Source organism: Streptomyces macrolidinus (assembly GCF_023887685.1).
GTDB classification, from domain to species: Bacteria; Actinomycetota; Actinomycetes; order Streptomycetales; family Streptomycetaceae; genus Streptomyces; species Streptomyces macrolidinus.
Map to the genome: position 1 here is coordinate 1 of NZ_JAMWMR010000019.1, position 21,695 is coordinate 21,695.

General features: G+C 70.4%; 17 protein-coding genes and 1 tRNA gene. 10 read left to right on the top strand and 8 right to left on the bottom strand.

What is annotated here, in order from left to right:
* The first annotated feature begins 155 nt into the window (after positions 1-155).
* The 4 genes from NGF19_RS20255 (at position 156) to NGF19_RS20270 (ending at position 7,544) form a co-directional block, all read left to right on the top strand.
* Positions 156-1,664 (top strand): cytochrome ubiquinol oxidase subunit I, encoded by a 1,509-nt coding sequence (locus NGF19_RS20255; RefSeq protein WP_252426477.1) that lies wholly within the window; start codon positions 156-158, stop codon positions 1,662-1,664.
* A gap of 20 nt (positions 1,665-1,684) precedes the next feature.
* Complete coding sequence (gene cydB, locus NGF19_RS20260; protein WP_252426478.1) at positions 1,685-2,692, top strand: cytochrome d ubiquinol oxidase subunit II; 1,008 nt, start codon at positions 1,685-1,687, stop codon at positions 2,690-2,692.
* 99 nt (positions 2,693-2,791) lie between these two features.
* Positions 2,792-6,322 carry a thiol reductant ABC exporter subunit CydD gene (gene cydD, locus NGF19_RS20265; protein WP_252426479.1) on the top strand — a complete coding sequence of 1,177 codons (3,531 nt, stop codon included), beginning with the start codon at positions 2,792-2,794 and terminating at the stop codon, positions 6,320-6,322.
* Positions 6,323-6,488: 166 nt separating this feature from the next.
* On the top strand, positions 6,489-7,544 hold the full coding sequence (locus tag NGF19_RS20270; protein ID WP_252426480.1) for a M23 family metallopeptidase: 1,056 nt from the start codon (positions 6,489-6,491) through the stop codon (positions 7,542-7,544).
* 33 nt (positions 7,545-7,577) lie between these two features.
* On the opposite strand, the gene NGF19_RS20275 is transcribed toward NGF19_RS20270, so the two are convergent.
* From NGF19_RS20275 to NGF19_RS20290, 4 genes are all read right to left on the bottom strand, one after another.
* On the bottom strand, positions 7,578-8,465 hold the full coding sequence (locus NGF19_RS20275) for a Cof-type HAD-IIB family hydrolase (RefSeq protein ID WP_252426481.1): 888 nt from the start codon (positions 8,463-8,465) through the stop codon (positions 7,578-7,580).
* A gap of 126 nt (positions 8,466-8,591) precedes the next feature.
* The gene (locus NGF19_RS20280) at positions 8,592-9,494 is read right to left on the bottom strand and encodes an LLM class flavin-dependent oxidoreductase (protein ID WP_252426482.1); all 903 of its coding nucleotides are present in this window, start codon (positions 9,492-9,494) and stop codon (positions 8,592-8,594) included.
* Positions 9,495-9,515: 21 nt separating this feature from the next.
* Entirely contained in the window at positions 9,516-10,076 is a 561-nt protein-coding gene (locus NGF19_RS20285; protein ID WP_252426483.1) for an RNA 2'-phosphotransferase, read from the bottom strand.
* A 209-nt stretch (positions 10,077-10,285) separates the two neighbouring features.
* Positions 10,286-12,043 (bottom strand): SDR family oxidoreductase, encoded by a 1,758-nt coding sequence (locus NGF19_RS20290; protein ID WP_252426484.1) that lies wholly within the window; start codon positions 12,041-12,043, stop codon positions 10,286-10,288.
* Positions 12,044-12,411: 368 nt separating this feature from the next.
* Here NGF19_RS20290 and NGF19_RS20295 point away from each other — a divergent pair, with 368 nt between their 5' ends.
* The 6 genes from NGF19_RS20295 (at position 12,412) to NGF19_RS20320 (ending at position 16,614) form a co-directional block, all read left to right on the top strand.
* A complete protein-coding gene (locus NGF19_RS20295; RefSeq protein ID WP_252426586.1) occupies positions 12,412-13,374 on the top strand; it encodes an ABC transporter ATP-binding protein in 963 nt (320 codons plus the stop codon).
* Complete coding sequence (locus NGF19_RS20300; protein WP_252426485.1) at positions 13,364-14,272, top strand: ABC transporter permease; 909 nt, start codon at positions 13,364-13,366, stop codon at positions 14,270-14,272. Before NGF19_RS20295 ends, NGF19_RS20300 begins: the two co-directional genes overlap by 11 nt.
* On the top strand, positions 14,269-15,180 hold the full coding sequence (locus NGF19_RS20305) for an ABC transporter ATP-binding protein (RefSeq protein ID WP_252426486.1): 912 nt from the start codon (positions 14,269-14,271) through the stop codon (positions 15,178-15,180). Before NGF19_RS20300 ends, NGF19_RS20305 begins: the two co-directional genes overlap by 4 nt.
* A gap of 10 nt (positions 15,181-15,190) precedes the next feature.
* On the top strand, positions 15,191-15,910 hold the full coding sequence (locus tag NGF19_RS20310) for an ABC transporter permease (protein WP_252426487.1): 720 nt from the start codon (positions 15,191-15,193) through the stop codon (positions 15,908-15,910).
* Positions 15,911-16,014: 104 nt separating this feature from the next.
* Positions 16,015-16,257: an SGM_3592 family protein gene (locus tag NGF19_RS20315; RefSeq protein WP_252426488.1), complete on the top strand. Its 243-nt coding sequence runs from the start codon at positions 16,015-16,017 to the stop codon at positions 16,255-16,257.
* A 272-nt stretch (positions 16,258-16,529) separates the two neighbouring features.
* Positions 16,530-16,614 (top strand) — tRNA-Ser (locus tag NGF19_RS20320).
* A 25-nt stretch (positions 16,615-16,639) separates the two neighbouring features.
* On the opposite strand, the gene NGF19_RS20325 is transcribed toward NGF19_RS20320, so the two are convergent.
* From NGF19_RS20325 to efeB, 4 genes are all read right to left on the bottom strand, one after another.
* On the bottom strand, positions 16,640-17,461 hold the full coding sequence (locus NGF19_RS20325) for an HAD family hydrolase (RefSeq protein WP_252426489.1): 822 nt from the start codon (positions 17,459-17,461) through the stop codon (positions 16,640-16,642).
* On the bottom strand, positions 17,458-18,735 hold the full coding sequence (gene serS / locus NGF19_RS20330) for a serine--tRNA ligase (protein WP_252426490.1): 1,278 nt from the start codon (positions 18,733-18,735) through the stop codon (positions 17,458-17,460). Before serS ends, NGF19_RS20325 begins: the two co-directional genes overlap by 4 nt.
* Positions 18,736-19,314: 579 nt before the next feature.
* Positions 19,315-20,247 carry a prephenate dehydratase gene (pheA, locus tag NGF19_RS20335; RefSeq protein ID WP_252426491.1) on the bottom strand — a complete coding sequence of 311 codons (933 nt, stop codon included), beginning with the start codon at positions 20,245-20,247 and terminating at the stop codon, positions 19,315-19,317.
* Between the two features lie 80 nt (positions 20,248-20,327).
* Positions 20,328-21,689 (bottom strand): iron uptake transporter deferrochelatase/peroxidase subunit, encoded by a 1,362-nt coding sequence (gene efeB / locus NGF19_RS20340; RefSeq protein WP_252426492.1) that lies wholly within the window; start codon positions 21,687-21,689, stop codon positions 20,328-20,330.
* Between the last annotated feature and the right edge of the window lie 6 nt (positions 21,690-21,695).

Sequence of the window (21,695 nt, forward strand, 5' to 3'; positions counted from 1 at the left end):
TAGGGACCCCCCGCCTATCCGGGTCGAAACCGCCATGCGTCATAATTTCTTGTGAATGTGAACGCGTTCACAAGCGTGTCCCGGTTGATCCCGCGGTGTGCGTGGCAAAAGGGGCAAGCTGGCCGCTGACCACGGCGAGTAAGGAGAAAGACGACGTGGACATGGCGTTGGCGCCGGAAACCCTGGCGCGATGGCAGTTCGGTATCACCACCGTCTACCACTTCCTGTTCGTTCCACTGACGATCTCGCTCGCTGCCTTGACCGCAGGCCTGCAGACCGCCTGGGTGCGGACGGAGAAGGAGAAGTACCTCCGGGCGACGAAGTTCTGGGGCAAGCTCTTCCTGATCAACATCGCGATGGGTGTCGTCACCGGCATCGTCCAGGAGTTCCAGTTCGGCATGAACTGGTCCGACTACTCGCGCTTCGTCGGTGACATCTTCGGCGCCCCGCTGGCGTTCGAGGCCCTGATCGCCTTCTTCCTGGAGTCCACCTTCATCGGGCTGTGGATCTTCGGCTGGGACAAGCTCCCCAAGAAGATCCATCTCGCCTGCATCTGGATAGTCTCCGTCGGCACGGTTCTGTCGGCGTATTTCATCCTCGCGGCCAACTCGTGGATGCAGCACCCCGTCGGCTACCGGATCAACGAGGCGAAGGGGCGTGCCGAGCTCACGGACTTCTGGCAGGTCCTGACCCAGAACACCGTGCTTGTCCAGGTCTTCCACACGCTGTCGGCGGCCTTCCTGACCGGTGGCGCCTTCATGGTCGGCATCGCCGCCTTCCACCTGCTGCGCAAGAAGCACATCGCCGTGATGAAGACCTCGCTGCGACTCGGTCTGGTGACGGTCATCATCGGTGGCATGCTCACTGCGATCAGCGGTGACCGGCTCGGCAAGGTGATGTTCGACCAGCAGCCGATGAAGATGGCCGCCGCCGAGGCGCTCTGGGACGGTCAGCACGCCGCGCCGTTCTCGATCTTCGCGTACGGAGACGTCAGCAAGGGCCACAACACCGTGGAGCTGTCCGTCCCCGGAGTGCTCTCCTTCCTCGCCCACGACGACTTCCACTCCTTCGTCCCGGGCATCAACGACACCAACAAGGCCGAGCAGGAGAAGTTCGGCCCCGGCGACTACCGGCCCATCATTCCCGTCACCTTCTGGGCCTTCCGCTGGATGATCGGCTTCGGCATGGCGTCCTTCGCCATCGGCCTGGTCGGACTCTGGCTCACCCGGAAGAAGTTCATGCTGCCGGAGCATCTGCGGGTGGGTGAGGACGAGGTGCCGAACTTGGTGCTCTTCAAGAACAAGGCGCTCGGCCCCCAGCTCACCACCTGGTACTGGCGGATCGCGATCCTGACCCTGGGCTTCCCGCTGATCGCCAACTCCTGGGGCTGGATCTTCACCGAGATGGGACGGCAGCCGTGGGTCGTCTACGGCGTGCTGCAGACCCGTCACGCTGTCTCCCCCGGTGTCTCCCAGGGCGAGGTCATCACGTCGATGACCGTGTTCACGCTGCTGTACGCGCTGCTCGCCGTCATCGAGATCAAGCTGCTGGTGAAGTACATCAAGGCCGGCCCGCCCGAGCTGACCGAGGCCGATCTCAACCCGCCCACCAAGATCGGCGGCGACTCCCGTGACGCCGACAAGCCGATGGCCTTCTCGTACTAGGCCGAGGGAGCGCTGACATCATGGAACTTCACGACCTCTGGTTCGTCATCATCGCGGTTCTCTGGATCGGCTACTTCTTCCTGGAGGGCTTCGATTTCGGGGTCGGCATTCTGACCAAGCTGCTGGCTCGCGACCGCACCGAGCGGCGTGTGCTGATCAACACGATCGGCCCCGTCTGGGACGGCAACGAGGTGTGGCTGCTCACCGCGGGCGGCGCGACCTTCGCCGCCTTCCCCGAGTGGTACGCCACACTCTTCTCCGGCTTCTATCTGCCCCTGCTCCTCATCCTGCTCTGCCTGATCGTGCGCGGCGTCGCGTTCGAGTACCGGTCCAAGCGCCCCGAGGAGCACTGGCAGCGCAACTGGGAGACGGCGCTCTTCTGGACCTCGTTGATCCCGGCGTTTCTGTGGGGTGTGGCCTTCGCCAACATCGTGCGGGGCGTGAAGATCGACAAGAACCTGGAGTACGTGGGCAACGTCTGGGATCTGCTCAATCCGTTCGCCCTGCTGGGCGGCCTGGTGACGCTGGCCCTGTTCACCTTCCATGGAGCGGTGTTCACCGCGCTCAAGACCGTCGGGGAGATCCGGGAGCGCGCACGGAAGACGGCCCTGATGGTCGGTCTGCTGACCGCCGTACTGGCGCTGATCTTCCTGGTCTGGACACAGCTCGCCCATGGTGGCGGCAAGAGCCTGGTCGCCCTGATCATCGCGGTCCTGACCCTCGTCGCGGCGCTCGCGGCGAACCAGATCGGACGCGAGGGATGGGCGTTCGCGTTCTCCGGCCTCACGGTCGTGGCGGCGGTCGCGATGCTCTTCCTGACGCTCTTCCCGAACGTCATGCCGTCCACGCTCAACCCGGCCTGGAGCCTGACGGTGTCCAACGCCTCGTCGAGCCCCTACACCCTGAAGATCATGACGTGGGACGCCGTGATCGCCACACCGATCGTTCTGCTCTACCAGGGCTGGACGTACTGGGTGTTCCGCAAGCGCATCGGCACGCAGCACATCGCCGCTGACGCAGCGCACTGATTCCGGCCGGTGGGTGTGTTTCACGTGAAACACACCCACCTGGAATCGACGAGCACGTTTCACGTGGAACGTGCTCCGTGAGAAGAGAGTGTGTTTCACGTGAAACCGATCGATCCGCGACTGCTCCGCTACGCCCGCGCCACGCGCCTCTTCCTGGTGGCGGTCGTCGCCCTGGGCGCCGTCGGGTCGGTCCTGGTCATCGCCCAGGCGATGCTGATCGCCGACGTGGTGGTCGGGGCCTTCCAGCACCATCACTCGGTCGCCGAACTGCGGACTCCTCTGCTGCTTCTGGTGGCCGTGGCGGTCGGTCGGGCGTTGGTCTCCTGGCTCACCGAACTGGCCGCACACCGGGCCAGCGCGGCGGTGAAGTCCGAGCTGCGGGGGCGGTTGCTGGAGAAGGCGGGGGCTCTTGGCCCCGGATGGCTCAGCGGTCAGCGGACCGGCTCGCTGGTCGCCCTGGCCACCCGAGGCGTCGACGCCCTCGACGACTACTTCTCGCGCTATCTGCCCCAGTTGGGGCTCGCGGTCGTCGTACCGATCGCGGTGCTCGCCCGGATCGTGACCGAGGACTGGGTGTCGGCGGCGATCATCGTCGTCACGCTGCCACTGATCCCGCTCTTCATGATCCTGATCGGCTGGGCCACACGTGCCCAGATGGACCGTCAGTGGCGGCTGCTGTCCCGGCTGTCCGGGCACTTCCTCGACGTGGTCGCCGGGCTGCCCACGCTCAAGGTGTTCGGCCGGGCCAAGGTGCAGGCCGAGTCCATCAAGCGGATCACCGGGGAGTACCGCCAGGCGACCATGCGGACGCTGCGGATCGCCTTCCTCTCGTCCTTCGCGCTGGAACTGCTGGCCACGATCTCGGTGGCGCTCGTCGCGGTGACCATCGGTATGCGGCTCGTCCAGGGCGACATGGATCTGTACATCGGCCTGGTCATCCTCGTGCTCGCGCCGGAGGCCTATCTGCCGTTGCGGCAGGTGGGCGCACGGTTCCACGCGGCAGCCGAGGGGCTGGCCGCCGCCGAGGAGATCTTCGCGGTACTGGAGACGCCGGTGCCCTCCTCCGGCGCGGAGCGCGTCCCGCAGGGAGAGATCGCCGTCGAGGGGGTGACCGTGCGCTACCCCGGGCGGTCGAGCGACGCGGTGTCCGAGGTGTCGCTGACGGCCCGTCCCGGTGAGACCGTCGCCCTGGTCGGACCGAGCGGCTCGGGCAAGTCGACCCTGCTGAACGTCCTGCTCGGATTCGTGCCGCCCACCGCCGGGCGCGTACGGATCGGAGGAGTCGATCTCGCCTCGGCCGATCTGGAGGAGTGGCGCTCGCGGATCGCCTGGGTGCCGCAGCGGCCCCATCTGTACGCGGGCACCATCACGGACAACGTACGGCTGGCGCGGCCGGACGCGGACGATGCCGCCGTACGGCGGGCGCTGGCCGACGCCGGAGCGCTGGAGTTCGTGGACGCGCTGCCCGCCGGAGCGGACACGGTGCTCGGTGAGGACGGCGCGGGGCTCTCCGCCGGGCAGCGGCAACGGCTCGCCCTGGCACGGGCGTTCCTCGCCGACCGGCCGGTGCTGCTGCTCGACGAGCCGACGGCGTCCTTGGACGGGGCGACCGAGGCGGAGGTCGTGGAGGCCGTGCGGCGGCTGGCCGTCGGGCGGACGGTGCTGCTGGTCGTGCACCGGCCCGCGCTGCTCGCGCTGGCGGACCGGACGGTGCGGCTGGACGCGAAGGAGTACGGCACCGAGGGCGCTCCGACCCGGCCCGTGACCGCGCCGCCGCCCCGCCCCGAGGTGTCGGAGGACGCCCTGGGTGGCGACGAGCGGATGCCCGCCCTCTCTCCCGTACGACGTGGTGGCGTACTCGCTCGCGTCCGTGCGATGGCCGGTCCCCGACGGGGGCGGCTCGCGCTCGCGCTGCTGCTCGGCAGTCTCGCGCTCGGGAGTGCCGTAGGGCTGATGGCCACCTCCGGATGGCTGATCTCGCGGGCGTCCGAGCAGCCTCCCGTGCTGTATCTGATGGTCGCCGTGACGGCCACGCGGACCTTCGGTATCGGCCGTGCCGTGTTCCGCTACGCGGAGCGGCTCGTGTCCCATGACGCCGTGCTGCGGATGCTGGCCGACACCCGGGTCGCTGTCTACCGGCGGCTGGAGCGGCTGGCCCCGGCCGGGCTGCGCACCACCCGGCGCGGCGATCTGCTGTCGCGGCTGGTGGCCGACGTGGACGCGCTGCAGGACTACTGGCTGCGCTGGCTGCTTCCCATGGGCTCCGCGCTCATGGTGTCCGTCGGCGCCGTCGGCTTCATCGCCTGGCTGCTGCCCGAGGCGGGTGCGGTTCTCGCGGTCGGGCTGCTGGCGGCCGGGGCCGGGGTGCCCTTGGTGACCGGTGCCGTCGCGCGCCGCGCGGAACGGAGGCTGGCACCCGCCCGGGGTGTGCTGGCGACCCGGGTGACCGATCTCCTCACCGGGACCGCCGAACTGACCGTCGCCGGGGCACTGCCCGCACGGACCGCCGCGGCTCGCCGGGCCGACGACGCGCTGACCCGCATCACCTCCCGCGCCGCCACCGCCACCGCGCTCGGTGACGGACTCACCGCGCTCGTCACCGGTCTGACCGTCGCCGCCGCCGCGCTGGTGGGCGCTCAGGCCGTAGCGGACGGGCGGCTCGGCGGCGTGACCATGGCGGTCGTGGTGCTCACCCCGCTGGCCGCGTTCGAAGCCGTCCTCGGGCTGCCGCTCGCCGTGCAGCACCGGCAGCGGGTGCGCAGGAGCGCCGAGCGCGTGTACGAGGTGCTGGACGCCCCCGAGCCCGTACGCGAGCCGGAGCAGCCGCAGCCCGCGCCCGCGTCGCCGTTCCCCCTCGTGCTGGACGGTCTGACCGCCCGTCACGACGGGCAGCGGCGGGACGCGCTCGCCGGGTTCGACCTCGTCCTCGAACAGGGCCGAAGGGTCGCCGTGGTCGGCCCCTCCGGTTCGGGCAAGACGACGCTGGCGCAGGTGCTGCTGCGGTTCCTGGACGCGAGCGCCGGTACGTACACGCTCGGCGGCACGGACGCGTACGCGCTCGACGGCGACGACGTACGGCGCCTGGTCGGGCTGTGCGCCCAGGACGCGCATCTCTTCGACAGCTCGGTACGGGAGAACCTCCTGCTCGCCCGGAAGGACGCGAGCGAGGAGGAGGTGCGCGACGCGCTCTCCAGGGCGCGCCTGCTCGACTGGGTCGACGGATTGCCCGAGGGCCTGGACACGCTGATCGGCGAGCACGGTGCGCGGCTGTCGGGCGGCCAGCGGCAGCGGCTCGCACTGGCCCGCGTCCTGCTCGCGGACTTCCCTGTCCTCGTCCTCGACGAGCCCGCGGAACACCTCGACCTGCCGACGGCCGACGCGCTCACCGCGGACCTGCTGGCCGCCACCGAGGGGCGTACGACCCTGCTGATCACCCACCGGCTGGCCGGACTCGACGCGGTCGACGAGGTGATCGTGCTGGCCCAGGGGCGGGTGGTCCAGCGGGGCGCGTACGCGGAGTTGGCGGCGGTGGCGGGACCGCTCCGGGAGATGGTGGAGCGGGAGGTGCAGGGAGATCTGCTGGGACAGCGGACGGGACGTCAGGGAACGGCGGCCTTGGCCCAGGCATAGGAGCTTCGCCTCGGCAGGCCTCGGGGGCGGCCTCGACCGGCCTCAGGGGTGAAGGCTCCGAACTCCGCCCGGACGAGGGATGTCCTGGACCATTCGTGGTCGTCCGTTCCCCCAGCCGTACGACCTGAGCAGGACGCCGTGCCGCGCGTGGGCAACGATCGCTGACATGCGCTCACCTCGTCGCAGTCCACTGCATGTTCCGGTGTTCCTGTGCGCGGTCGCCCTGCTCCTGGCGCGGCCCGCCGCCGCCGATGGCGGGTCGGGCGGCGGTGAGGCGGACTCCGGTGTCAGCGCCCGGGTGGTGCGGCTGTACGAGGACGCCGCCGCGGCGACGCAACGGTACGAGGCGGTGCACCGGGAAGCCGAGAAGCAGCTCGCCAGGGCCCGGCGCTCGCAGCGGCTCCTCGCCCGGGAGCAGAAGCGCATCGCGGGCCTGCACGACGACCTCGGCCGCATCGCGCGCGCCCAGTACCGGCAGGTCGGCGGGGTTCCGTACGCGGCGCAGATCATCCTCGCCGACTCCCCGGAGGAACTGATGCGCAGTCAGCATGTGTTCTCGCAGGCGAACCTCGCGGTGGAGACCATGGCCGCCAAGAGCCGCCGGGCGGAGTCCCGGCTCGCCGAGGACCAAGCGCGGTCGTCCGCGCTCTGGCGGGACCTGGAGAAGCGGAACCGCAAGCTGGCCGGGATGAAGAAGGCCATCCAGGCGAAGCTGGACGAGGCGCGCCGGGTGCTCCAGAAGCAGGCCGACGCCTCCGCCGCCGCGGGGACGTGCCGCAGCGCCGTCCACCTGGACGAGGCGTCCCCGAAGACAGGGCGCCCCTGGGTCGCACCGGTACGGGACTACCGCCTCTCCGCGCCCTTCGGCAGCGGCGGCACCCACTGGGCGAACCGGCACACCGGCCAGGACTTCGCGGTGCCGATCGGGACTCCGGTGCGGGCGGTCGGTGCGGGCAAGGTGGTGAAGGTGACCTGCGGGGGCGCGTTCGGCATGGAGGTCGTGATCGAGCACCCGGGCGGGTACTGCACGCAGTACGCCCATCTCGCCGCCGTCACGGTCAACCAGGGCGACCGGGTGGCCACCGGCCAGTGGATCGCCCAGTCGGGCACGACGGGCAACTCCACCGGTCCGCATCTGCACTTCGAGGTCCGGGTCACCCCGCAACTGGGGTCGGGCATCGATCCGGTGCCCTGGCTGACGGCGCGGGGCGTGAAGTTGTGAGCAACCGACCCGCCCCGGCCCGTTCGGCGAGGCCTACAGCCGCTCGGCGAGGATCTGTTCGATCACCACGGCGACCCCGTCCTCGTTGTTGGCGACGGTCTGCCCGGACGCGGCGGCCAGTGCGTCCGGGTGCGCGTTGCCCATCGCGTACGACCGGCCGGCCCATGTGAGCATCTCCACGTCGTTGGGCATGTCGCCGAAGGCGACGACCTCCTCCTGGGAGATGCCGCGCTCGGCGCAGCACAGCGCGAGCGTGCTCGCCTTGGAGACGCCGGGGCCGCTGATCTCCAGCAGCGCGCTGGGGCTGGAGCGGGTGATGCTGGCGCGGTCGCCGACGGCCAGCCGAGCCAGGGTGAGGAAGGCGTCCGGGTCCAGCTCGGGGTGGTACGCGAGGATCTTGAGCACCGGGTGGTGGGCGCCCGGGGCGTCCCCCGCCAGCAGCTCCTCGGCGGGGGCGCGGAGGTCGGGGGTCTCCATGAGGAGCTTCGGGTAGGCCGGCTCCTGGTAGAAGCCGTAGGTCTGCTCGACGGCGTAGGTCGTGCCCGGCGCCGCGTCCCGCAGGAGGCCCACCGTGTCGAGGGCGTTCTCCCGGGCCAGCTCCCGGACCTTGACGAAGCGGTGGGCGCCGGGGCCGCCGTGCAGGTCGACGACGGCCGCGCCGTTGCCGCAGATCGCCAGGCCGTGCCCGTGGACATGGTCACTGACGATCTCCATCCAGCGCGCGGGGCGGCCGGTGACGAAGAACACCTCGATACCGGCCTCCTCGGCGGCGGCCAGCGCGGCGACCGTGCGCGCGGAGACCGACTTGTCGTCCCGGAGGAGGGTGCCGTCGAGATCCGTCGCGATCAGCCGGGGCGCGACGGTGGTGGTGGGGGTCTCGGGCTCTCGGGTCGCTGAGGTCACGGGCCCATTCTGGCGCATATGCCCGCACGGGCGTGCGGGAGTCCGCACATCTGAGTGGTGACGCTCCTCACCAGCGGCGTCACGTCCCGTCATGATCAAGCGGCCTTCCTTCGCGGTCGAGCCCGGCGGCGCCCCCCGTCACGCTCAGCCGAGCTGCGCCAGGGCCTCCATGGCGATCTGCTCGAAGACCTTCTCGTCCGCCGCGAAGTCCGAGTCGGGGATGGGCCAGTGGATCACGAGGTCGGTGAAGCCCAGCTCCGCGTGTCGCCCGGCGAAGTCCACGAACGCGTCGAGGGACTCCATCGGACGGGCACGGTCCGGGGTGAAGCCGGTGAGCAGGATCTTGTCCAGTTCCGCCGCCTCACGGCCGACCGCGGCGCACGCGTCGGCCAGCTTCTCGGTCTGTGCGCGCAGGGCCAGCCGGGACTGCTCGGGGGTCCCGTGCTCGTACAGCTTCGGGTCGCCGGTCGTCACCCACGCCTGGCCGTGGCGCGCGGCGAGCGCCAGGCCGCGCGGGCCGGTCGCGGCCACCGCGAACGGCAGCCGGGGGCGCTGGACGCAGCCGGGAATGGTGCGCGCCTCGTGCGCGGAGTAGTGGTCGCCCTGGTACGAGACGGAGTCCTCGGTGAGCAACCGGTCGAGCAGCGGGACGAACTCGCCGAACCGGTCGGCACGCTCGCGCGGGCTCCAGGGGTCCTGGCCGAGCACGGTGGCGTCGAAGCCGGTCCCGCCCGCGCCGATGCCCAGGGTGATCCGGCCGCCGGAGATGTCGTCGAGCGAGATCAGTTCCTTGGCGAGGGTGACCGGATGCCGGAAGTTCGGCGAGGTCACGAGGGTGCCGAGACGCAGCCGCTCGGTGACACCGGCCGCGGCCGTCAGCGTCGGCACGGCGCCGAACCAGGGGCCGTCGCGGAAGGACCGCCACGACAGATGATCGTAGGTGAACGCGGTGTGGAAGCCCAACTGTTCCGCACGCTGCCATGCGGAACGCCCGCCCTCGTGCCAGCGGACATACGGCAGGATCACGGTGCTCAGACGCAGACTCATGCTCCGAGCGTACGGGGGCGCTCAGTGCGGTTCCGAGAACCGCAGGTAGCGCGGCGGTACGGCCTCGGTCAGCCACACTCCGTTCGCGCTGACACGGAAGACATGCCCGTCGCGCTGCATGGCACCGGCGTCCACGGCCAGGACGACCGGGCGACCGCGGCGGGCACCCACGCGGGTGGCGGTCTCGCGGTCCGGCGAGAGGTGCACCGCGTGCCGGTTCATGGGCCTGAGCCCCTCCGCGCGGATCGCGTCCAGATGGCGGGCCACGGTTCCGTGGTAGAGGTGGGCGGGCGGGGCCGCCGGGGGCAGCCCGAGGTCGATCTCGATGCTGTGACCCTGGCTGGCGCGGATGCGGGTGCCCTCGATCGCGAAGCGCTTCTTGTCATTGGTGGCGACCACATGGTCCAGCTCGGCGCGCGTGATGCGGAAGCCGTGCGCGCCCGCCGCGGCGAGCAGGGCGTCGATCTCGACCCAGCCGCCCTCGTCCAGCGTGAGCCCGATCCGTTCGGGCTGGTGCCGCAGATGTCTGGAGAGGTACTTCGACACCTTCACGGTGCGTCGCTCGTCGTTTCCTTCCTTCATTCCTCCAGCGTGCGGGAGAGACGCGGATCACGCACCTGAATTGCATTCCGATGTTTGATCCACAAGCAAGTGCGGTTATCCACAGGCGGATTGACGATTCTGTGGACAACTCACCGACGAGCTGGGGACGTTGGGCACTGACCAGGTGCCGTACGGAGTCATGAAGCTGACAAGTGCACGCCGTACAACGCCTGTTCGTCGCCCGTTCGTCACAGAGGCGGACGCAGCCGTGCGACCGCGCGCAGCACCCGAGGGGTGAAGCGGGACATCAGCAGGGCGCCGCGCGCCTCCGGGGTGACCGGCACCACGGCCTGATCGCGCGCGACGGCTCGCAGGATCGCCTCCGCGACCTTCTCCGGCGGATACCCGCGCCGCCCGTACAGCCGCGTCACCTTCTTCCGGAGGCGCTTCTCCTCCTCGTGGCTCACGCCCGCGAAGCGAGCGGTCGACGTGATGTTCGTGTGGACGAAGCCGGGGCAGATCGCCGACACCCCGATGCCCCGCCCGGCGAACTCCGCGCGCAGACACTGGCTGAGCATCAGGACCGCGGCCTTGGAGGTGCTGTAGGCGGGCAGTGCCCGCGAGGGCTGGTACGCCGCCGCCGACGCGGTGTTGACGATATGGCCGCCCTGGCCGCGCTCGGCCATCTGCCGCCCGAAGACCCGGCACCCGTGGATGACGCCCCACAGGTTGACGTCGAGGACCTTGCGCCAGTCCTCGGTGGTCGTGTCCAGGAAGGAGCCGGAGAACCCGATCCCGGCGTTGTTCACGAGCACGTCCACCACCCCGTACTCGGCGGCGACCTTCTCGGCGAGCTTCTCCATGGCCTGCTCGTCGCTGACGTCGACCGTCTCGGCCCAGGCCTGCGGGGCACCGCTCAGCCAGGCCGATTCCGCCGTCCGGGTCACGCCCTCGGCGTCCCGGTCGACGGCCACCACGCGCGCACCGGCCTCGGCGAACGCGATCGCCGTGGCCCGCCCTATGCCGCTGGCCGCCCCGGTGACGAGCACCAGCCGACCGCCGAACTGCTCCGCGTACCGCCCGCTCGCCACGGACGGCGCGGGCCGACCGCCGTCCACGGCGGTCACGAACTCCCTGATCCAAACTGCCAGTTGATCGGGCCGGGTGCGCGGGATCCAGTGGCCCGCGGCCAGCGTGCGCCGCGTCAGTTGCGGGGCCCACCGCTCCAGATCGTCGTAGAGCCGCTCCGACAGGAAGGTGTCCCCCAGGGGCGTGATGAGCTGCACGGGTGCGTGCGCGTACGCGTCGGGGCGCGGACGGTTCAGCCGCGGCCGTACGTTGTCGCGGTACAGCCAGGCGCCATGGGCCGCGTCCGTGCGCAGCGACGGGGTCGGGTAGCCGTCGGCGGGCACCTTCTCGACGCGTTGCAGGATCTTGGGCCAGCGCTTGCCGAGCGGGCCGCGCCACGCGAGTTCCGGCAGGACCGGGGTGTGCAGCAGGTAGACGTACCAGGACTTGGCGCCCTGACCGAGCACCTGCCCCACCCGGCGCGGGGTGGGCCTGCGTACCCGCTCCTTGATCCAGTGGCCGAAGTGGTCCAGGGACGGCCCGGACATCGAGGTGAAGGACGCGATCCGGCCCTTGGTGCGCTCGACCGTGACGAATTCCCACGCCTGCACCGAGCCCCAGTCGTGCCCCACCAGGTGCACCGGCCGGTCGGGGCTGACCGCGTCCGCGACCGCGAGGAAGTCGTCCGTCAGCTTCCTCAGCGTGAACCCGCCGCGCAGCGGCTTCGGCGCCGTCGAGCCGCCATGGCCGCGGACGTCGTAGAGCACGACGTGGAAGTGCTCGGCGAGGCGGACGGCCACCTTTGACCAGACCTCCTTGCTGTCCGGATAGCCGTGGACCAGGACGACCGTCGGTCGCGCCGTGTCCCCCAACTCGGCCACGCACAGCTCGATGCCGCCCGTACGCACCCGGCGCTCGCGCGCCCCCACGACCGTCACTTGTCCTCCACCCAGTGCCGTACCGCCGTGAACACCCGCTGTTCAGCGGGGAGTTCGCCCGTCACCGCCGTCGTCATGCCCTCGCCCGCCCGCGCGTCCGTCCGTCCGCAGCGACCGCGGTGGTGACTGCAGTGATGACTGCGGTACGTGCTCGTAACGTGACACCCGCGAATCTCGCAGTTGTTAGAGCGCACGTCAATAGGCCTGTCCGGGCCTGTGGACAACCCTGCCGACAACCCGCTGACGACCCCGCCGTGGTCAACCTCAGGGGGACCCCTAGGGACTCGTACGCCTGGAGTCTGATGCCAAGACGGCTCTGCGGTCTGACGACGCGCGGGGCCCGGCTCACTACCGTCGAGGACGTGACTGTGATCGCGACCGAAGGCCTGAGCAAGCGGTTCCCGAAGGTGACCGCGCTTGATCGGCTCTCCGTGGACGTCGGACCCGGTGTGACGGGGCTCGTCGGTGCCAATGGGGCCGGCAAGTCCACCCTGATCAAGATCCTGCTGGGGTTGTCCCCCGCCACCGAGGGCCGTGCCGAGGTGCTCGGGCTCGATGTCGCCCGTGCGGGCGGCGCCATCCGCGAGCGCGTGGGGTACATGCCGGAGCACGACTGCCTGCCGCCCGACGTGTCGGCGACCGAGTTCGTCGTCCATATGGCGCGCATGTCCGGGCTGCCGCCGACGGCCGCCCGTGAGCGCACCGCGGACACACTGCGGCACGTCGGCCTGTACGAGGAGCGCTACCGCCCCATCGGCGGCTACTCCACCGGCATGAAGCAGCGCGTGAAGCTCGCCCAGGCCCTGGTCCACGACCCGCAGTTGGTCTTCCTGGACGAGCCGACCAACGGCCTCGACCCGGTCGGCCGCGACGAGATGCTCGGCCTGATCCGCCGTATCCACACCGACTTCGGGATCTCGGTTCTGGTCACGTCCCATCTGCTGGGCGAACTGGAGCGCACCTGCGACCACGTCGTGATCATCGACGGCGGCAAGCTGCTGCGCTCCAGCTCCACCCGGGACTTCACCCAGAACACCACGACCCTCGCGATCGAGGTCACCGACAGCGACGACCACCCGGACGGCACCCGCGCGGTGCGCGACGCGCTCCACGCGCGCGGGGTGACCACACACGACGGCAGCGGACTCCCGGGTGCCGGACACATCCTGCTGCTCACCGCGGAAGGCGAACAGACGTACGACCTCGTACGGGACGTCGTCGCCGACCTGGGCCTCGGCCTGGTCCGCATGGAGCAGCGCAGGCACCACATCGCCGAGGTCTTCAAGGACGGCGACGAGCAGCGCAAGGAGGCGGCCGTCCATGGCGGTTGAGCAGCCCGCGGCCCGCGAGGCCGAACAGACCCGGATCCACAACATCGGCTACCGCTCCTACGACGGCCCGCGCCTGGGACGCGCCTACGCCTGCCGCTCGCTCTACTCGCAGTCCCTGCGCGGCGCCTACGGCCTCGGCCGCTCGGTGAAGTCCAAGGTGCTGCCGATGCTGCTGTTCGTGGTGATGTGTGCGCCCGCACTGATCATGGTGGCGGTCGCGGTTGCCACCAAGGCGAAGGACCTCCCGCTCGAGTACACCCGCTACGCGATCTTCATGCAGGCCCTCATCGGCCTGTACGTGGCCGCGCAGGCGCCCCAGTCGGTGTCGCGCGACCTGCGCTTCAAGACGGTGCCGCTGTACTTCTCGCGCCCCATCGAGACCGTCGACTACGTGCGAGCCAAGTACGCGGCCCTGGCCTCCGCCATGTTCATCCTGACGGCCGCACCGCTGCTCATCCTCTACGTGGGCGCGCTGCTGGCCAAGCTGGACTTCGGCCATCAGACGAAGGGATTCGCCGAGGGAATGGTCTCCGTGGCCCTGCTGTCCCTGCTGTTCTCCGGAATCAGTCTGCTCATCGCGGCGACCACCCCGCGGCGCGGCTTCGGTATCGCGGCCGTCATCGCCGTCCTGACCATCTCCTACGCGGCCGTCTCCGCCGTCCAGGGCATCGCCGACCTCCACTCCGGCAACTCCACGGCGCTGGTGTGGTCGGGTCTCTTCTCGCCCATCACGCTCATCGACGGGGTGCAGACCGCCTTCCTGGGCGCGAGTTCCTCCTTCCCCGGCGGGCAGGGCCCCTCGGCCGCGCAGGGAGTCGTCTTCCTCCTCGTCGTCCTGGGACTCATCGCGGGCAGCTACGGCCTGCTGGTGCGCCGCTACCGAAAGGCCGGACTGTGACAACGCTCACCATCGACCATGTCTCGCGCTGGTTCGGCAACGTGGTCGCCGTCAACGACGTCACGATGACCGTCGGCCCCGGCGTCACTGGCCTGCTGGGCCCGAACGGCGCCGGGAAGTCCACCCTCATCAACATGATGGGCGGCTTCCTCGCACCCTCCACCGGCTCCGTCACCCTCGACGGAGAGCCCGTGTGGCGCAACGAGCAGATCTACCGGCACATCGGCGTCGTCCCCGAGCGCGAGGCCATGTACGACGTCCTCACCGGACGTGAATTCGTCGTCGCCAACGCCGAGTTGCACGGGCTGGACGCCAAGGCGGCCGGGCGCGCCCTCGCCACCGTCGAGATGGAGTACGCGCAGGACCGGAAGATCTCGACGTATTCCAAGGGCATGCGCCAACGCGTGAAGATGGCGTCCGCCCTGGTGCACGACCCGTCCCTGCTGCTGCTCGACGAGCCCTTCAACGGCATGGACCCGCGCCAGCGCATGCAGCTCATGGACCTGCTGCGGCGCATGGGCGCCGAGGGACGCACGGTGCTGTTCTCGTCCCACATCCTCGAAGAGGTCGAGCAACTCGCCTCGCACATCGAGGTGATCGTCGCCGGACGGCACGCGGCGAGCGGCGACTTCCGCAAGATCCGCCGTCTGATGACCGACCGGCCGCACCGCTATCTGGTGCGCTCCAGCGACGACCGGGCGCTCGCGGCGGCGCTCATCGCGGACCCGTCGACCGCGGGCATCGAGGTGGACCTCGCGGAGGGCGCGCTGCGCATCCAGGCGGTCGACTTCGGCCGGTTCACCACCCTGCTGCCGAAGGTCGCGCGCGCGCACGGCATCCGGCTGCTCACGGTCTCGCCGTCCGACGAGTCCCTCGAGTCCGTGTTCTCGTATCTGGTCGCGGCGTAGGAGGCCGAAGATGTACGACCCCACAGTCGCCCGGCTCACCTACCGGGGACTCCTCGGCCGCCGCCGGGCCCTCATCCTCGGCGCGCTGCCCGCCCTGCTGATCGTGCTCTCCCTCGTCGTACGGACCCTGACCGGCGCCGACGACCAGGTCGCCCACGATCTCCTCGGCGGGTTCGCGCTCGCCACGATGGTGCCGATCATCGGCGTCATCGCGGGCACCGGCGCCATCGGCCCCGAGATCGACGACGGCTCGGTGGTGTATCTGCTGGCCAAGCCGGTGAAGCGGTCCACGATCATCGTCACCAAGCTGATCGTCGCGATCGCGGTCACCATGACGTTCTCGGCCCTGCCGACGCTCGTCGCGGGCCTGATCCTCAACGGCAACGGCCAGCAGATCGCCGTCGCGTACACGGTCGCGGCGCTGGTCGCCTCCATCGCGTACGCCGCGCTGTTCCTGCTGCTCGGCACGGTCAGCCGGCACGCGGTGGTCTTCGGCCTGGTCTACGCGCTGATCTGGGAGGCGCTCTTCGGATCGCTGGTCTCCGGCGCGCGCACCCTCAGCGTCCAGCAATGGTCGCTCGCCGTGGCCCACAAGGTCTCCGACAGCGCGCTGGTCACCTCCGACGTCGGCCTGACCACCGGGGTGGTGCTCCTGCTCGTGGTGACCGTGGCCGCCACCTGGTACGCGGGACAGAAGCTGCGGACGCTGACGCTGGCGGGCGAGGAGTGACCGACCGCGCGTGACCGCGCACGTGCGTCGGCCTTCTTGACCGTGGCTTCATCTCCGCCCGCGCACACTGGAACGGGGGATGCGCAGGGAAAGGAACAACGGGGATGACAGCGCAGACACCGCAGGGAGACAGCGGGCAGGCCGAGAGCGGGGACGACTGGGACGGCGTCGTGTTCGACGAGGACTTCATACGGTCCGCGGCGAGCACGGAGCCGTCCGCCCGCGCCCGGATGCTGACCGCGCGCTGGCGGCGGGAAGCCCCCGACCCGCAGCCGTGGCGCTCCGACGAGCCGCCCGCAGGCTGGTTCTTCAGCAAGGTCCGCCGTCGCAGATGGCGCCGCCGGTAACGGCCGCGCCCGGCCCGCGACCGCGGAGATATTCAGTGGCGCCCGATCCGGTGGACGGGGCACAGTGGTGATGTCCACGACGCCGGATCGAGTCGGCGCCACCGTCTGGGAGAGGAGCTGGGCGATGTCCCTGCACGACAGTACGCCGAGCTCCCGACAGGGCAGTCCGCGGCAGGCTCCGGAGTAGTCAGCTCCGTCGAGCCCGCCCGCACGGGAACTGCCCGGGGCGGCCGCTTCGAGCGCGCGATTCACATCGCGCGGGCCGCCCACCCGGAGGATTGGCCGAGTGGTAAGGCACCGGCTTGCTAAGCCGTGGTCGGGGTCACCCCCGCGCGCGTTCGATCCGCGCATCCTCCGCGAGACACCACTGCCTGGGCAGTCCTTACTGCCCGAGCAGTCCTTCCAGGACGACGGCGATCCCGTCGTCGTCGTGGGAGAGCGTCACCTCGTCCGCGACCGCCTTCAGGTCCTCATGGGCATCGGCCATGGCCACCCCGCGGGCGGCCCACGCGAACATGGGGATGTCGTTCGGCATGTCGCCGAAGGCGATCGTGTCCGCGGCCTTCAGCCCCAGGCGGCGGGCCGCCAACGACAGACCCGTCGCCTTGGTCAGGCCGAGCGGAAGGATCTCCACGATCCCCTCGCCCGCCATCGTCACGCCGACCAGGCCCCCGGCCGCCTGCCGCGCCGCCTCGGTCAGTTCGTCGTCGCTCAGCGTCGGGTGCTGGACGTAGACCTTGTTCAGCGGCGCCGACCACAGCTCCGCCGGGTCCGTGACCGGTCGGTAGGGAAGCGGCCAGTCGTCGATCCGGTAGCCGGGGCCGACCAGGACCTCGCCGTCCAGCCCGTCCCTCCCGGCGGCCAGCAGCAGCGGACCCACCTCGGCCTCTATCTTCGCCAGCGCGAGGCCCGCGAGCTGCCGGTCCAGCGTCAGCGATGTCAGCAGCCGGTGCTCCCCCGCGTCGTAGACCTGCGCCCCCTGACCGCAGACCGCGAGGCCCCGGTAGCCGAGGTCGTCGAGGACATGACGCGTCCAGGGGACCGCGCGCCCGGTGACGACGATATGGGCGGCGCCCGCCGCGGTGGCCGCGGCGAGCGCCTCACGGGTGCGCTCCGAGATGGTCTCGTCGGAGCGCAGAAGCGTTCCGTCGAGGTCGGTCGCGATCAGTGGGTAGGGGAATCCGGCGGGCTTGCCCGTGCTCACTTGGCCACGGGCTCCAGCAGCTCCCGGCCACCCAGGTACGGGCGCAGCACCTCGGGCACCCGGACGGAGCCGTCGGCGAGCTGGTGGTTCTCCAGGATCGCCACGATCGTGCGCGGCACAGCGCACAGCGTGCCGTTCAGCGTCGACAGCGGCTGCACCTTCTTGCCGTCCCGCATACGGACCGACAGGCGGCGGGCCTGGAAGCCGTCGCAGTTGGACGTCGAGGTCAGCTCGCGGTACTTGCCCTGGGTCGGGATCCACGCCTCGCAGTCGTACTTGCGGGACGCCGACGCGCCGAGGTCGCCCGTCGCCACGTCGATGACCTGGAACGGCAGTTCAAGCGCGGTCAGCCACTGCTTCTCCCACTCCAGGAGCCGCTGGTGCTCGTGCTCGGCGTCCTCGGGGGCGACGAACGAGAACATCTCGATCTTGTCGAACTGGTGCACACGGAAGATGCCCCGCGTGTCCTTGCCGTACGTGCCGGCCTCGCGGCGGAAGCACGGCGAGAAGCCCGCGTAGCGCAGCGGCAGCTTCTCCGCGTCGATGATCTCGTCCATGTGATACGCGGCGAGGGGGACCTCGGAGGTACCGACCAGGTAGAAGTCGTCCTTGTCCAGGTGGTACACGTTCTCGGCGGCCTGGCCGAGGAAGCCCGTGCCCTCCATGGCGCGCGGCCGGACCAGGGCCGGGGGCAGCATCGGGGTGAAGCCGGCCGCCACGGCCTGCGCCATCGCCGCGTTGACGAGGGCCATCTCCAGCAGCGCGCCGATACCGGTCAGGTAGTAGAAGCGCGAGCCGGAGACCTTCGCGCCGCGCTCGACGTCGATCGCGCCGAGCGCCTCGCCGAGCTCCAGGTGGTCCTTGGGCTCGAAGCCCTCGGCGCCGAAGTCGCGGATGGTGCCGTGCGTCTCCAGGACGACGAAGTCCTCTTCGCCGCCGACCGGGACGTCGGGGTGCACCACGTTGCCGAGCTGGAGCAGGAGGCGGCGGGTCTCCTCGTCGGCCTCGTGCTGCTCGGCGTCGGCGGCCTTGACGTCGGCGGCGAGCCGGCTCGCCTTCTGCAGCAGTTCGGCCTTCTCGTCACCCGAGGCCTTGGGGATCAGCTTGCCGAGCGCCTTCTGCTCGGAACGGAGCTCGTCGAAGCGGACGCCGGACGACCTGCGCCGCTCGTCGGCGGAGAGGAGGGCGTCGACGAGCGCGACGTCCTCACCACGGGCGCGCTGGGAGGCGCGAACACGGTCGGGGTCCTCACGGAGCAGGCGAAGGTCAATCACCCCTCAAGGCTACCGGTGTCACGTTCCGGCCCACGACACAGTATTTGGATCCGCGGTCCATGAGGCGTCAGGAAGGAATGACGCTGAGTGTCAATTACGCGGGCGGTGCTTCTCGGGAGACGGAGCCGGGTGGTCGCCGGTTGACTCGACTTCCTTGTGCGGAAGGGGACTTGGGGCGCGCTTGTCCACAGGCATCCACAGCTTCGCAAAGTTATCCACAGGTTGTGTGGAAGGTCTGTGGATGCCGGAGGTGATCATTCCGAATGCCGCGAGCGAACAGAGGATTTCCCGGTCCAAACCTGCACTACACACTCTTTCGGGCGGAAAGGGTTCGCTTCAAAGGGTGGGTCGAAAGAAACAAGTGGACAACTGTGACGGATGCGGCGGTGGATCGGGGGCGGATTCGCGGTGCGGGCTCCTGAGGCCCGCCGCGCGATGGTGTCGACTTGTCCCCAGATCGAGAAGCTGACCTGTGGATAACTTGGGTGGGTGGTGAAAATCCGCAGGTAGGACAGGACGATAGGACCGGCCCTCCCGGAAGCGCCCCACAGGCGCTCAGGACCCCTGGCGAACCGGCTTCTAGAACCGGCCGTCCTGGCAGCGCGCCACCCAGTCCGCCGCGCTCATGAACGTGTCGTCCGACGTTCCCGGATGCAGCGCCCGGACATCGGCCGGCGTGATGTCCGCGCGCGGATACGAGCCGAGGAAGCGCACCTCCCGGCAGATCCGCTTGAGCCCCATCAGCGCCTCGGCGACGCGGCGGTCGGAGATATGGCCCTCGGCGTCGATGCAGAAGCAGTAGTTCCCGATGCCCGCGCCCGTCGGGCGGGACTGCAGCAGCATCAGGTTGACGCCCCGTACGGCGAACTCGCCCAGCAGATCGCGCAGGCCACCGGGGTGGTCGGTGCGTTGCCACAGGACGACGGAGGTCTTGTCCGCGCCGGTCGGTGCCGCCGGTCGGGCCGGACGGCCGACAAGGACGAACCGGGTCTGCGCGTTCTCCGCGTCGTGGATGTTCGTCTCCAGGGGCACGAGTCCGTAGCGCGCGGCGGCGAACTCGCCCGCGAACGCGGCGTCGTAGCGCCCCTCCTGGACCAGGCGGGCGCCGTCCGCGTTGGACGCGGCCGACTCCCAGACCGCGTCCGGGAGGTTGGCCTTCAGCCAGTTGCGTACCTGGGGCTGCGCGGCCGGGTGCGCGGTGACCGTCTTGATCTCCGAGAGGGCGGTGCCGGGCCGGACCAGCAGCGCGAAGGTGATCGAGAGGAGCACCTCGCGGTAGATCATCAGCGGCTCGCCCGCGACCAGTTCGTCGAGCGTGGTCGTGATGCCGCCCTCCACCGAGTTCTCGATCGGTACGAAGGCGGCCTCGGCCTCGCCGCTGCGGACGGCGTCGAGGGCCGCGGGGATCGAGACCATGGGGACGAGTTCCCGGGTCGCCGCCTCCGGCAGCGTACGGAGCGCCACCTCGGTGAAGGTGCCCTCGGGGCCGAGATACGCATAGCTGGCTGGCATGGCCTCACCCTAATGCGCGCGGACCGGACCGGGCCCGCTCTCCAGGACGCCATGGCCCCTGCGGGGGACACGCGCGCCGCTCACCCCTCGAGCAACCGCTGCCCCACGTACTCCCCCTTCGCGGCCCCGCCCGGCACCGCGAACAGACCGCTCGCCTCATGGCGGATGTACTGCGACAGCGCGTCCCCCCGGTCGAGCTTGCGCTGCACCGGTACGAAGCCGCGCAGCGGATCCGCCTGCCAGCAGATGAACAGCAGCCCCGCGTCGGGCGTCCCGTCCGCGGCGTTGCCGTCGTGGTACGAGAAGGGGCGGCGGAGCATCGCGGCGCCGCCGTTCTGGTCGGGCCGGGTGATGCGCGCGTGCGCGTTGAGGGGCACGACCAGCTTGCCGTCGCGGCCGGCCTTCTCCAGGTCCATTTCGGTTGTCTCGGTGCCGCCGCTGAGTGGTGCCCCGGTGGACTTGCGGCGCCCGATGACCTCCTCCTGGGCCGGGAGCGCGAGCTTCTCCCAGTCGTCGAGGAGCATGCGGATCCGGCGTACGACGGCATACGAACCGTTCGCCATCCAGACCGGTTCGCCTTTGGCGGGCACGAAGACACGCCGGTCGAAGTCGGCATCCTCCGGCTTCGGGTTGTTCGTCCCGTCGACCTGGCCCATCAGGTTGCGCGCGGTCATGGGCCGCGCGGTCGCGCCCGGTGAGCGGTTGAAGCCGTTCATCTGCCAGCGGACCCGGGCGGCGCTCCCGGCGTCCTTCTGGATCGCGCGCAGGGCGTGGAAGGCGACCAGCGCGTCATTGGCGCCGATCTGCACCCACAGGTCGCCGTTGCTGCGGGACGCGTCGAGCCGGTCGGAGGAGAAGGCGGGCAGCGGGTCCAGGGCGGAGGGGCGCTGCTTCTGAAGTCCCGTACGGGAGAAGAAGCTGTGCCCGAATCCGAACGTGATCGTCAGGGACGACGGTCCGGCGTCCCGGGCGACAGCGGTGTCGTCGTGCGGGGCGTTCTCGCCCGCCATCAGCCGCTCGGCGGTCGCCGACCAGCGGCGCAGCAGTGCGGCGGCCTCCTTGCGGCCCGCGCCCGGCGCCAGGTCGAACGCGACGACATGGCCGCGGGACTGAAGGGCGTCGGTGATCCCGGACTGATGTTTCCCGTGAAACATCGCCCGGTCCGCGCCGAGCGACGTCAGCGGCGTGGCCTTCTCGGACGGCGCTGCGGCGTATCCGGTGGCCCCGCCGACGGCCCCGAGCGCGAGCCCGGTGGCACCCGCGGTCCCGAGGAGCCGCCGCCGTGAGATCCCCGCCGCGGGGGCGGAGCGGTCGGGCTCGGCGGCCGTCGGGGCGTCGGGGACGGAACCGGCGCTCTTGGTGCCTTCGGCCGGGCGGCGGCCCCGGCCCTGCTGAGAGGGGACGCCCTCGCAGGACGCGCGGGGCGTGGACTGGTCAGCCATGGTGAT